Source organism: Yersinia kristensenii (genome assembly GCF_900460525.1).
Lineage (GTDB): Bacteria > Pseudomonadota > Gammaproteobacteria > Enterobacterales > Enterobacteriaceae > Yersinia > Yersinia kristensenii.
Genome location: NZ_UHIY01000001.1, coordinates 3,613,286 through 3,626,132 on the forward strand (window position 1 = coordinate 3,613,286; position 12,847 = coordinate 3,626,132).

The window sequence follows — 12,847 nt, forward strand, 5'->3', positions numbered from 1 at the left end:
AGAGTGAGATGTACAGCATAAAGGTAATGATTTATAGGATGTTGTCAGCCTGGCGGGTCGAGAGATTGAATCATTCTGGTTAATTGAAATCATAAGCGGTGCCTACGGCGGGCTGATTGCCGGGAACCGCTTTTCTTATAAACAACGACCCATTTTGCCACTTATTCCTGCGTTTGATTCCCCCTCTTTTACCTTAAAATAGTTACTGTCGCAGATAACACTTTATTTTCTGCTTTGAAAAGGTCTCTTTTGCGTGGCGAAATCATTTTTACGCAGTGGTAGTTTGGACGATATTCTGCCCTTGGGCGAAAATGGACAACCAGTTTATGCTTCTGCGTTTCAGATTAGAGAGGCATTACGCCTTAAAAAACAGCAATATATTACTGATTGCCTGGCAATTCCTCAGCTTAATGAACAAGGGGACCGCATTGATTGGTATGCCCCTATTGAAGGTAAAGTCACTTCATGGATTGCCGCCAGTACCACTGAGCGAAAATCCGCCATAAAGCAATTGTCAGCCTGTCTGTCTGGCGCTAATGATTTATGCCAGCGCGCACAACAATCAGATAAAGCTGCTCACCGATTGTTCGGAGTGTTGCTGGCGAAAACCATGCAATTCCCTGATCAGAATCATGTTTACCTGGTTGCAGGCAAGCCGGTGCTGACCTTCTGGGGCTTTGTCAGCCGGGAGCAGAAAATGCGGACTGACCCACTTGATTGCTTACGGCAAACAGCTGAAACCATTGAGCCAGTTATCATCCCCCTAAGCGCTGCGCCCCCTGCTCCTATAATGCCACCGGTCGCCGCGACCGAATTACTTCCGCAAACCGATATTGCTCCCGTGATACAACCGGCCCCGGTAGTAGAGCCCACACCGCTATCCACACCAGAGAAAAAGTTCACTCATTGGCTGCGGTTCAGTTGGATATTGCCCGTGCTGGCCTTAATCATTGCATTAATTGTGCAATTTAGCGGCGGTATGCCAGAGGGTACTTCGCCAGCGCCTGTAGTGGTCGAGGATAATATTGTTGCAGATAAAACGGCGGCGGATAAGAGCGCACTCGAGGTCAACGCCCCGGTCATCAAGATTATCCAGCCAACTCTTGAGCCGCAACTCCCGCTGGATAATGCCACCATTGTTCCCCCACAACCTGTGGTAGCAGAGCCTGTCGTGCTGCCGGAATTAACCGCAGCACAAAGCAAAAGTGCGTTGATACTCCCCTTCGAGGCGGTCAAAGTCGGCTCAACGGCATTCCTTAATGGTAATTGGCGCGTCAGCCCTGATATTAAAGCAGCCCAGACCGGTAAAGCGCCCAGCCTGAGATATCAGATTAAAAATGGCAAAGGCACGGTAAGAATTACCCACGGTGATAATGTCACCTGCCAGGCTAATATTACCGCCGGGTTAATGAAATCGGGCAATTTAGTGATCAACAGCCGCTATAGGGCGCAGTGTAGTGATGGTTCAAAATATCAAATCCCGGAGATTGTCTGTAAGCAAGGCGTTACCGGCATTGCCGATTGCAAAGGCCGCTATGATGCCAATACCACACTTCCAATGACGATGAAGCGCGAGACTAAATAATATTATGCTGGCAACGATCACTGACTATAAACAGAAAATCTCGCTGATTCAGAATAGTGGTATCCAGTTTTTGGACTTCGCCTTAAAACCTGAATGTAATAGCGAACTGCCGAATAAATTTGTGCGTAAAAGTGCCAATGGCCCGCTGTTACGCCTGAATTATCATGAGCATAATGGCAAATATTCGCTGATGGTGCCGGGCTCGGCCCCTGAAATTGTTAAACCCGAGTTTAGTTTCCCGCTAGAACAATCCTTGAAGCTGCTGAATAAAATTTGGCTCCCCCTGCCTTTCATGCGCTTTAATCCTCCGCGCGCTTTTGTCAGTGGGCCGGATAATTGGGCCAGAGTGCAAATTTTAGTGTTGGATAGCCCGGATCAGGATGGTAATACACTACGGATCACGATGGCCTTTGATACCAAAGTTTATCCTGAAGGCCATGCCAACGAATATCTGGCACCCAACGAAAACGACATCAAAACAGGATTGAGTTTTGCGCTGGCTTACCATAATGAGGAATTAGCCGAATTCCTTGATTTGACCTGGGTTGATGGTTGGTTGCGAGAAGTCTTTATTCAGCAAGCCTCTGAGCAGGAAGAACGCAGCGCTCGCCATATTAGTGCATCATTGCGCGAGTTTGAATATCAAGCTCACTACCTTAATTTATTGGAGTTACTGGGCAGCCAGGTCGGTGTACCAGAAATTAAAATCAATTCCAGTACCCTGCAAGAACCCGCCGTGAACGTTGACCTTATTCTTGATGTCGGCAATTCGCATACCTGCGGTATTTTAGTGGAAGAGAATAGCGACGAAAGCCATGGTTTGAAACAAACCTATGAATTGCAAATCCGTGATTTGAGCGAGCCTCACCATCTATATAACGAATTGTTTGAAAGTCGTGTGGAATTTGCACCAGCGAAATTCGGCAAGCAAAACTTTTCAGTGGAAAGTGGCCGTGATGATGCCTTTATCTGGCCGTCGATTATCCGTGTTGGCAGCGAAGCCAGTCGCATGGCACTACAGCGCTTGGGCTCCGAGGGTTCTACCGGTATTTCCAGCCCGCGCCGCTATCTGTGGGATGAAGAGACCTATACCCCAGGCTGGCGATTTAATGAAACATCCGCAGCACAAAATCAGGCTGCACAAATACATGAACCACTGGCGACTGCACTGCCGCTGATGAATCTGGTTAATGATGATGGCCAACCCCTGTATAACATGCCGATGGATGACCGGCTGCCAGTATTCTCGCCACATTATAGTCGCAGTTCATTGATGGCCTTTATGTTATCGGAATTGCTAGCACAGGCGTTGATGCAAATTAATAGTGCAGCCCAACGTTTGAAAATGACTCATGCCAACGCCCCACGGCAGTTACGCGCTATTATTCTGACGTTACCGTCAGCCATGCCTAAGCCTGAACGAGAAATTTTCCGCCGTCGGATGAATGAAGCTATTGCTTTGGTCTGGAAATCTATGGGTTGGCATCCGGCAGATGAGAATTTTGTCTCCGAGCAAGACCGCGCTAAAAGCCAAGTCCCGGTACCGACTGTGCAGATGGAGTGGGATGAAGCCACCTGTGGCCAGATGGTTTATCTGTATAACGAAACCCAAGTTAACTTCGGTGGCCGGACTGCCGCCTTTTTTGCCAGTATGGCACGGCCAGACAAGCAACTTGAAGCCGGAGAAACTGCGGGGAAAACCTTACGCATCGCCTCAATTGATATTGGTGGCGGCACCACAGATTTGGCCATCACACAATACTGGCTGGACGATGGCATAGGTCAGAATGTTAAAATCAGCCCACGTCTGCTGTTCCGTGAAGGTTTTAAAGTCGCTGGCGACGATATTTTGCTGGATGTTATTCAGCTGTATATTTTACCGGCACTTCAAGCTCGGCTTAAGAAAGCAGCTGTTATTAATACTGATGTCCTGATGGATAAATTGTTCGGTAATGATGGTCGGATGGATGGGCAATCGGCACTGCGCCAGCAAGCCACGTTACAAATATTTATGCCAGTAGGACGAGCAATTCTCGAAGTTTATGAAAGCTTTGACCCACTGGATACTAATGCAGAAATTGACGCCAGTTTTGGTGAGTTATTATCCCAGTACCCGACATCGAAAGTATTGGAATACATTAACAGTGAAGTTCAGCGCGAATTTCCCGCCGATGCTGGGGAATTTGATATTTTGCACGTACCGCTGGTATTGAAATTAAGTAAATTGCACGGTGAGTTTTTATCTAACCGGATGAGCATGACACAAAACCTGCGTTCGCTGTCCGAAGTGGTGTCGCTCTACAGTTGTGACGTGCTGCTATTAACTGGCCGCCCTTCGCGCTTCCCTGGTATTCAGGCTTTATTCCGCCATCTACAGCCGCTCCCCAATAATCGTATTCTTTCGCTGGATGGATACCATACCAGCGATTGGTATCCGTTTAACAAACGGGGCCGAATCGATAACCCGAAATCCACTGCTGCAGTGGGTGCGATGCTGTGTTTGCTGGCACTCGACTTGCGTCTTGCCGGTTTTTACTTTAAAGCAGGCGATTTCCAACCTTATTCGACCATTCGCTACCTTGGCATGCTGGGCAGTAGCGATACCCTGACGGATGAAAATGTTTACTATCGTGATATCGATCTGGATAGCGCTGATTTTACCCTGCCAGCCGACACTCGTTTTCAGGTCAGAGGCACATTGTGCCTTGGATTCCGTCAGCTTGATAATGACCGTTGGCCGCCATCCCCCCTCTATACTTTGTCAATTGTGGATCAAGAACTGGCCCGCAAAGTCGCCGGTGACAGCGTACTGCATGTCAGATTGAAACTCACTAAAGGTGATAAACCATTTATTGATAAAACAGTCATTAATAAAGCAAGCACTGACAGAAATGGCGGCCCAGAACGTTTTGAGATAGCTGACGCCGTACTGCAAGATGGTAGCCGTGTCCCATTGCATCATCTACGTCTCAAACTAAACACACTCGCCAGTAAGGGTTCAGCATCAACCCATTATTGGATTGATAGTGGGAGCGTATTTAAAAAATGAAATCATTAAATAACCGACAGCTCAATAGCCAGCTTAAGCAGGTGACTCAAGGCATTGATCAGACGATTGATTGGGTTAACAATACGCGCCAACATGCCATCCGTCTGGACATAGAAGCTGATCAACTGGTGGTTAAATTACGCCGCCACCGTAACAAAGCACACTATCTGTCTGAAGTAGCGCTAACCCCTATGAGCATTGGCTTTTTCGGACAATCTACTGCCGGGAAACAGCACCTCATTTCTGCATTGATTGCGGGTAAAAATGGCCAGTTGGAGACGACACTCGCGGGGAAAACTCTCAACTTTTGGCAACAAATTAAACCCGGATATCAATCTAGTGGATTGGTGACGCGCTTTAGTCATTCATCTGTCCATGATTCAGTTAATAATCAATCAATAAAAAATCATGAAAACTATCCGGTGCACCTTTCATTACTCAATGAAATGGATATTGCCAAAATAGTAGCAAGTGCATTTCTGCGGGATAAACAGCAAGAAATGCGCATGTATTCACTGGATGAACAACATATTAGCGATCATCTACAACAATTGATGATGCGTAGGCAACCATTAACCATCGCGGGTATCACCAGTGATGAAGTCATTAGTCTTTGGGATTATTTGATTCGCCATGATGCAGTACGCCAGAAGGCATTAGACAGCCATTTCTGGCCCGTCGCGATGGAATTGGCACCTTATTTAAGTATTGATGATCGGGCTATTTTATTCTCATTGCTGTGGGCCGAATCACCGCCACTAACTGATGCTTATCGCCATTTTGCCTATACTTTGCAGCACTTGGGGGGCGCACCACAATTACTGGCCCCGCTCAGTGTGTTAGTGGACGAAACATTGTTACCCGCCAACGGCATCATGAATGTCGCTGCACTCAACTACCTGAACACCCCCGCTGACACTGATATTCATGTTCTGCCACTGAAAGATAATATGGCTAAAGTTCCCGTGACAGTGTCACTTGCGGAGCTAACTCTACTGTCAGTTGAGTTACAGATCCCGCTCCGCAGTTCCGAGACTGGTCATGTATTTAATTCAGATAAGGTGTTCGAATCCGTCGACTTATTGGAGTTCCCTGATTATAGCGACGTATTCGATGTTCCAACGTATGTTGAACATACACTCTATCCGCTGGCCGCTTCGCTATCACTGGCTAAAAACACCTATCTGCTTGAGCGCTATACAGACAAACAACAAATAAACCTGTTATTGGCCTGTAATACCGCGAGCAACCGTACTGAAGTACAAGTTGTAGGTAAGGCGCTGGATTATTGGGTTAAACAGTCACAGGGCGAAAATAAACACGTTCGTTCGCGTAGAAATCCGGGGCTTATCTGGGCACTGACGCCTTTTGATCAACGCATTGCCTCGGCTAGCGCGAAAAACCATGACGAAGCAGTACAACGCTATGTCGGTAATCCCGGTGATAGTTGGGGAACTATGCTTGCATTGGATACCCGCGGTATTGAACGAATGGTGACTTATCTGGCACAAGAAATTCGTAGTGACATTAAAGCCGAACGCATTACTGAACAACTCCATGAACTCCAGCGAGAGCTGACAGAGAATTTATTGGTCGGTTGGTTCCAATCTGCAACCAGCGAATCACAACAAAAACAGCGAATTGCCGAAACATTACTTAAAGCACTACAAACCCGTACGGGTTTACATGGTGAGTTACTGGAGCGGTTATTGCCTTCGCGTGATGAGTTGCGCGCCCTATATCTGCAACAACAGAATCGTGCTGTTGAGCTAATCACCCCAGCCGCCAGTAATCACGAGCCATTCAGTATTGGCATTGACCTCGATTTATTCAGCGACCCATCTTTATCACCTGAACTGCCGACGTCAGTGACAACGCAATCAAGCGGAGGTTATGAGACAGAATATGCCAAAAATGTACAACGTTACTGGATAAATCACCTGAGGAAGTTGCCAGATAATGCCCCACTCATTGAGTTATTAGGTATCGCCAAACCGACTGTGGAGCTGCTGGTTGCAGAGCTAATAACGACCAGTATTCGATTGGATATCACCGGACAATTGGTCAAGATACTGGCTGATAATGAACAAGTTGGCTTACATCGTGACACTAAGGCAGATCGCCAGGTATCACGTGCCCTTACGGTATTAGGTGATTTCGTCGCCTGGCTGGGTTTTTTACAAATCAACGAAGCCCTGCGACCAGATAGCCGCATTAATCGAGGCTATAAGATTTTTGCTCAATCCCCTCCATCAGCATCACCGTTGGGTGCATCACAAAGGCTGACTAAATTAGCTCTTACACCGACCAATAATACCGCATTTTATATTTATGATTGGTTGGTTGGCTTAGGTGAAATGATTATTCGCAATGAGGGTTACTCTGCCAGCAGTGAAATCAGTGATCTGCATCGTGAACAGTTGGCGGCTATCTTTATATTGGTCAAACAAAACCAGCATTAATTAGCCCCATGGTGATAGAAGCTTATCACCATCACTAGAATAGCCGCCCTCCAGATAGTCAGCGGAGGGCGGACACAGTAATTAACTCGTTAAATACCGACTATTGAGACGTTGGAAAATACTTCTCGACTAAAGCATATAAAATCGCGGCTGTTTCAATATCAATATTGCCTTGATAATTATCAGGCCTAAAGTGCAATTGAAATGCGCGTATCAGATGCTGATAGCCATCATCATTGTTGGCAATAGAAATATCGTAACCATAAGTACTAAAGTGACTCAGTATGTCAGTTTTAGCTGGTAGCCCGTGCTGGGTAAATTGTTGAGTGAATTTTTCTTTCGTATCCGGGTCATACCAGGCACCAATACCGTCGTGATATAACTCTTGCCAAGGAAATTTTGGCCCTGGGTCACTCTTGCGAGTAGGGGCAATGTCAGAGTGAGCAACAACATTTACCGGAGAAATATCAGGGTAACGTTGTAAAATATTCGCCGCCAATTGTTTTACTGCTGCAATTTGATTTTCCGGATAAGGAGGGAAGTTAAAAATACCGCCATGTTCAGTGGCTAAATTGACAATTTCAATCCCAATAGAGGTGTCATTGAGATTAGTTCGCCCTGCCCAACTACTGACCCCCGCATGCCATGCCCGCGCATTTTCATCTACCAGGTTAAATATCCGCATGTCATTAAACCCGGCTTTTTTATAACTCTCATCATCAAGGTCGGGCACTAAATAATGGACACTCACGTTATTACCCGTTAGGGATTTCATGGAGTTTTCAAAATCCTCCGCGGTGTAGTGCAAAACTAAGAATCGCACACGGGAATTAAATGATTTGATAGCACGGAAATTATTATAGTCAATCATATACATATTAAACTCCTTGTAATTTTAATTTCAGTCAATATATATCAATTAATCCTATTTACTCTTTTCATCCATATACAGTTAATACCAACGTTATAATGCCCTGAGGACGATGATCCCAGGTTTATCTTTAACATATTGAATAAAAGGTGAATCAACAACTTTCATATTACTTTTAAGTGAAGACGCATTACGTAGCATCGGCCCATCAGGTGTCATGATGAAAATCCCCGTATGCGTTACGTCTAATCCATTGATTTTTGTATAAATACCAATATAATCGCCGGTCTTTAACTGGCTAACAACGGCATCATTAATAAACTCAGCAGGAATATAAATAACATCGCGCTTAACCGTGCCCAATGTCGGAATAAACTCCCCACCGTCCTTTTTTTGATTCAAAAACTTAGTGACGGTAACCGCATGAGAACTTATTCTTGCAGTAACATCTTGTGCATTTAATGGTTGCTGATGAGACCAATCAGTGAAGAAATGCTTTCGATTTTTATAGCTGACATCACTATCAATATAGCGAGTAGCAATAAGCTGCTGAACAAAATCCGCTGTATCTTTAGATTTACGCAGTGAGTTAACATAATCAAGATAAGTAAAACAATCCAGTCCTCTGAAATCAATAACTAATTCTTCAGGTTTTGTGGGTGAGCCAATAAGCATATCCGCCTTATAGGGAGTTCCCAGAAAATCAGCAGAGACTTTATTAATCACTTCCCCGGCGGGTTGGTGGTTATCGGTTGTTTTGACTTGTGTTTCTATAATGGAAGTAATGCGATTAGCCGTGTAATTATCAATATCAACTTGATCATGGGGGCTATTTTTCGCGCCACAGCCCGCTAAAGCTACAATTAATGCTAAAGATAGTGATTTATACATAAGTCCCTTTTACATATTATCCAGTCATTCCATACAAGCTAAGAACTGTCACCTTACTGTTTGAAATTTAAACAAGGAATCAACAAAACTTCATTCAATGGAATAGGTTCATCGTGGCCCTCTCGTCGTCGGCGTTTTTTTTGAGAATTCCCCTGCCACAACAATCACCATAAAAATGCAAATAAATTATTATTTTTCAATTGATTAAATAATTCTACTTTTAGCCTCGGTTCGAGTCACTTTGTGATCAATCTTGGATTTTTGCATTCTTTTCATCTCGCGCTCTTGTGCCTTTTTATCAATCGTGTTTATCTTTTAAGGCTTATTACATTTATTGATGAGATACCCCGTGAACTATTCCACTGCCAATTTAGCCCGACTAAACATCGACCTACTCAATGCTGCGCATGTTGACGCAGTCGTGGTCGTGCGCGTGGTGGTGGTCGGCAGCGCGCCGTAACGGGTACCGAATCCAGAAAGATTCCCAAACCCCGCCGGCGCCAGCCGAGCGGGGTTTCTTTTTAGCCCCCCTCTGTTAGCTACCGGCCCTGATGAAGGATATAACCATGCGTTATACAGGCGCCCAATTGATAGTTCGTTTGCTGGAACAGCAAGGCATTACCACTGTTGCGGGCATTCCAGGCGGAGCCGCGCTACCGCTGTATGATGCTCTGGGGCAAAGTCGTATTATTCGCCATGTGCTGGCACGACATGAACAAGGCGCGGGCTTTATGGCACAAGGTATGGCCCGGGCTACAGGACAAACAGCGGTCTGTTTAGCATCTAGTGGGCCAGGCGCAACTAATCTGGTCACGGCAATCGCCGATGCCAAACTCGATTCCATTCCATTGGTGTGTATTACTGGACAAGTTTCATCGTCAATGATTGGCACCGATGCTTTTCAAGAAGTCGATACCTATGGGATGTCGATTCCTATCACCAAACATAATTATTTGGTTCGCGATATCAATGAACTGACACGGGTGATCCCCGCCGCATTTCGCATTGCGCAGTCGGGTCGTCCTGGCCCCGTCTGGATTGATATTCCTAAAGATGTTCAAACGGCGGAAATCGAGCTTGATAGCCTGCCAGAACCTGGCATTGCTGATGAACATTGCCAGATAGATCTGGCGGCAATTGAACAAGTCGCCCAAATGATCAACCGCGCTGTGCGGCCGGTACTCTATCTGGGGGGAGGAATAGTCAGTTCTGAAGCTCATGAGCAGGCAATACAGTTGGCCGAACAAGCAGGTTTACCTACCACAATGACATTAATGGCATTGGGCACGATGCCGGTTGATCACCCATTATCTTTGGGTATGTTAGGTATGCACGCCGCGCGCTCAACCAATCTCATCATGCAACAAGCCGATTTATTGATTGTGCTAGGGGCACGATTTGATGATCGTGCTATCGGTAAAGCTGAACAGTTCTGCCCTGATGCCAGTATCATTCATATTGATATTGACCCTGCGGAACTGGGCAAGATTCGCCGTCCACATCTGGCAATGAATGCGGATATCAAACAGGTATTAACCCACTTGTTACCCTTGGTTGAAAGGCAAATACGCCATGAATGGCGCCGTCTGGTCAGCGATATACAGCGTGAATTCCCATTCAATCAGCCCAATAGTTGTAATCCATTGTGTCACTATGGTTTGATTCGGGCGGCCGCCGAAGCGCTTGATGACGACACTATTATTACCACTGATGTTGGCCAGCATCAGATGTGGGTAGCGCAGGTATACCCTCTTCATCGCCCTCGCCAGTGGTTAACCTCCGGAGGGCTGGGCACCATGGGGTTTGGGCTGCCTGCCGCAATTGGTGCCGCGCTGGCCAAACCGCAAGCAAAAGTAGTGTGTTTTTCGGGTGATGGAAGCCTGATGATGAATATTCAAGAAATGGCGACAGCAGCAGAGCAACAGCTGAACGTTAAGGTTATTTTGATGAACAACCAGTCATTAGGTTTAGTCCATCAACAGCAAGATCTATTCTTCGGTAAACGAATTTTTGCCGCTGATTACCCTTATCGTACTAATTTTATTCATATTGCGGAGGGGTTTGGCTTCTCGACGTGTGACCTCAATACCGCCAGCGATCCATATGCTGCTTTACATGAGGCTTTAAACCGCCCTGGCCCGGTACTGATTCACGCACTGATTGATGTGGATGAAAAAGTGTACCCAATGGTGCCCCCTGGCGCGGCAAATATCGATATGATTGGAGGTGAATAATATGACAACTCAACCAATAGCCCCGCAGCAAGTCATTTCTGCGCGCGTCACGCTACTACTCACCGTGCGCAACCATCCTGGAGTCATGTCTCATATTTGTGGGTTATTCGCCCGCCGCGCATTTAACGTCGATGGAATATTATGTATGCCGCTGGCCGGTGGAGAAGAGAGCCGTATTTGGTTGCAGGTCTTAGACGATCAGCGCTTGCAACAAATGATAAGCCAGCTAGAAAAACTCGAAGATGTGCTTCAGGTTTGCCGCTTTGATTCTGAAATGCCGATTTTTGATCAGGTTGAAGACTTAGTCGCCAATCAGCGGTAACCGGGCCATGCTCTTTTATATCGGCGCTGCCGCGATTAAGTGGCAGTGTCGGTAAAGAGCAATACGTGTCAGGGGGAAAATAAATCTAGCTGGCGGCTTAATTAAGCCGCTGCTTCACACATAATATTACGCAACGTCAATATCAGTTACATTTTAATATACGAAAACGCAACATATCGCATCCATTGCTAAATCCGGCGCAGTACATAAGCATAAGCTTGACTGGTATCTCCCCCGACAATTATTCGCCTGAGTGAGAGGGTTCTGCCACAAGGCAGCCAACGTATTTGCTAATCAATAAGCAGGTATATTATGAACACTCAAATCAAATATGTATTCGCTATTGCCATCATGACTTTAGCCAGCAGTAATATTGCACGCGCAGCTGATCCGCAAATCCCCTGGGCTGACAACAGCGGTGGAACAGAAACCACTCATATTGCCGCCGTTGGGCAAGACTTGAATACTCAACACCAAGCCGTGACGAAAACACGAGAAGGTGTCTGGGCGGCCAATAGTGGAAGTATCAGCCAGGATGAACAAGCCCTACAAAGCAATAAGCCCGCAGTGACCGGCACCCCCTCATTAATGCCGCATCAGGGGTAGTAGATTGATACTCATTATCCGATGGGATGAATAATGTATTTTAGGGCTGTTATCGAATACTATATCGTTAACAGCCCTTATTTCATGGATATAACTCAATTACGCCAGTAATAACTTCTGTAACTCGCCCAGTGAACTGACTTGATAACGCGGCGCAATATTTTCATCCGCCACAGCACCATGAATATTAAGCCAGCAAGTATCAATACCTGCATTGATACCACCTTGAATATCCGAATGGAGGTTATCTCCCACCATCAAAATATCTTCTTTCGCCGGGTTATTCATTAAAGTGAAAGCATGCTCAAATATCGCCACATCGGGCTTAGCTGCCCCCACTTGCTCCGAGATAATCAGCGGAGAAAAGACATTTTTTAACCCGGTGCGTTCCAATCGGATAGTCTGCAATTCAGTGAAACCATTCGTAATGATGCCCATATTCACTTTACCACTTAAAGCATCGACTAACTCGCGGGCGCCAGGTAACAATGAACAGATATCTGCCATAGCAATTAAAAACTCACTGTTCAGGCGATTAGCTGTCACGCCCAGTTTCTCGGCCCACATTTCAAAACGGGTGCTTTGTAATTCGGCCGCTGATATTTTTCCGTCTTGATAATCAACCCAAAGAGGTTTATTAACCAACTGATAATGGTCGAAATCTTGTGCGGAAAAATCTACATTAAAGCGGGAGAACATGAGCTTTAATCCTTGATATGCATCAAAGTGAAATAGAGTTTCATCCGCATCGAACAGTATCCATTGGTATTTCATCACGATTATCTCTCTGACATTATTAGGCGCGCTATGGTAGCGAGTATTGTGGC

At 45.9% G+C, this 12,847-nt stretch carries 10 protein-coding genes; 7 read left to right on the forward strand and 3 right to left on the reverse strand.

Features of this window, described 5'->3' with window-relative positions; translation table 11 throughout:
- The first annotated feature begins 253 nt into the window (after positions 1-253).
- From DX162_RS16535 to DX162_RS16545, 3 genes are read left to right on the forward strand one after another with little or no spacing between them, the layout of a single operon-like run.
- Positions 254-1,585 carry an SrfA family protein gene (locus DX162_RS16535; protein ID WP_004390289.1) on the forward strand — a complete coding sequence of 444 codons (1,332 nt, stop codon included), beginning with the start codon at positions 254-256 and terminating at the stop codon, positions 1,583-1,585.
- 4 nt (positions 1,586-1,589) lie between these two features.
- Positions 1,590-4,634: a virulence factor SrfB gene (locus DX162_RS16540; protein ID WP_004390288.1), complete on the forward strand. Its 3,045-nt coding sequence runs from the start codon at positions 1,590-1,592 to the stop codon at positions 4,632-4,634.
- A complete protein-coding gene (locus DX162_RS16545; RefSeq protein ID WP_032819732.1) occupies positions 4,631-7,096 on the forward strand; it encodes a putative virulence factor in 2,466 nt (821 codons plus the stop codon). Before DX162_RS16540 ends, DX162_RS16545 begins: the two co-directional genes overlap by 4 nt.
- Before the next feature lie 100 nt (positions 7,097-7,196).
- Here DX162_RS16545 and DX162_RS16550 read toward each other — a convergent pair whose 3' ends face one another.
- Both DX162_RS16550 and DX162_RS16555 read right to left on the reverse strand, forming a co-directional pair.
- Complete coding sequence (locus DX162_RS16550; RefSeq protein WP_032819731.1) at positions 7,197-7,973, reverse strand: N-acetylmuramoyl-L-alanine amidase; 777 nt, start codon at positions 7,971-7,973, stop codon at positions 7,197-7,199.
- Positions 7,974-8,060: 87 nt separating this feature from the next.
- Entirely contained in the window at positions 8,061-8,858 is a 798-nt protein-coding gene (locus tag DX162_RS16555) for a DUF1460 domain-containing protein (protein ID WP_004390284.1), read from the reverse strand.
- A 337-nt stretch (positions 8,859-9,195) separates the two neighbouring features.
- Here DX162_RS16555 and DX162_RS16560 point away from each other — a divergent pair, with 337 nt between their 5' ends.
- From DX162_RS16560 to DX162_RS16575, 4 genes are all read left to right on the forward strand, one after another.
- Positions 9,196-9,318, forward strand: coding sequence for an ilvB operon leader peptide IvbL (locus DX162_RS16560; RefSeq protein ID WP_004390283.1), 123 nt, complete (start codon positions 9,196-9,198; stop codon positions 9,316-9,318).
- Between the two features lie 106 nt (positions 9,319-9,424).
- Positions 9,425-11,092, forward strand: coding sequence for an acetolactate synthase large subunit (ilvB, locus tag DX162_RS16565; RefSeq protein ID WP_004390282.1), 1,668 nt, complete (start codon positions 9,425-9,427; stop codon positions 11,090-11,092).
- 1 nt (position 11,093) lies between these two features.
- Complete coding sequence (gene ilvN, locus DX162_RS16570; RefSeq protein ID WP_004390281.1) at positions 11,094-11,414, forward strand: acetolactate synthase small subunit; 321 nt, start codon at positions 11,094-11,096, stop codon at positions 11,412-11,414.
- Between the two features lie 351 nt (positions 11,415-11,765).
- Positions 11,766-12,020 (forward strand): hypothetical protein, encoded by a 255-nt coding sequence (locus tag DX162_RS16575; RefSeq protein ID WP_032819765.1) that lies wholly within the window; start codon positions 11,766-11,768, stop codon positions 12,018-12,020.
- A gap of 99 nt (positions 12,021-12,119) precedes the next feature.
- On the opposite strand, the gene yjjG is transcribed toward DX162_RS16575, so the two are convergent.
- Positions 12,120-12,794, reverse strand: coding sequence for a pyrimidine 5'-nucleotidase (gene yjjG / locus DX162_RS16580; protein WP_004390279.1), 675 nt, complete (start codon positions 12,792-12,794; stop codon positions 12,120-12,122).
- Positions 12,795-12,847: the final 53 nt, after the last annotated feature.

What these genes read in the sequence shown, in the direction of transcription:
- DX162_RS16540 (WP_004390288.1), top strand. Translation starts at nt 1,590, where the DNA reads ATGCTGGCAACGATCACTGACTATAAACAGAAAATCTCGCTGATTCAG.
- DX162_RS16555 (WP_004390284.1), bottom strand. Translation starts at nt 8,858, where the DNA reads ATGTATAAATCACTATCTTTAGCATTAATTGTAGCTTTAGCGGGCTGT.
- DX162_RS16560 (WP_004390283.1), top strand. Translation starts at nt 9,196, where the DNA reads ATGAGATACCCCGTGAACTATTCCACTGCCAATTTAGCCCGACTAAAC.
- DX162_RS16575 (WP_032819765.1), top strand. Translation starts at nt 11,766, where the DNA reads ATGACTTTAGCCAGCAGTAATATTGCACGCGCAGCTGATCCGCAAATC.
- yjjG (WP_004390279.1), bottom strand. Translation starts at nt 12,794, where the DNA reads ATGAAATACCAATGGATACTGTTCGATGCGGATGAAACTCTATTTCAC.
- ilvB (WP_004390282.1), top strand. Translation starts at nt 9,425, where the DNA reads ATGCGTTATACAGGCGCCCAATTGATAGTTCGTTTGCTGGAACAGCAA.
- DX162_RS16550 (WP_032819731.1), bottom strand. Translation starts at nt 7,973, where the DNA reads ATGTATATGATTGACTATAATAATTTCCGTGCTATCAAATCATTTAAT.
- ilvN (WP_004390281.1), top strand. Translation starts at nt 11,094, where the DNA reads ATGACAACTCAACCAATAGCCCCGCAGCAAGTCATTTCTGCGCGCGTC.
- DX162_RS16545 (WP_032819732.1), top strand. Translation starts at nt 4,631, where the DNA reads ATGAAATCATTAAATAACCGACAGCTCAATAGCCAGCTTAAGCAGGTG.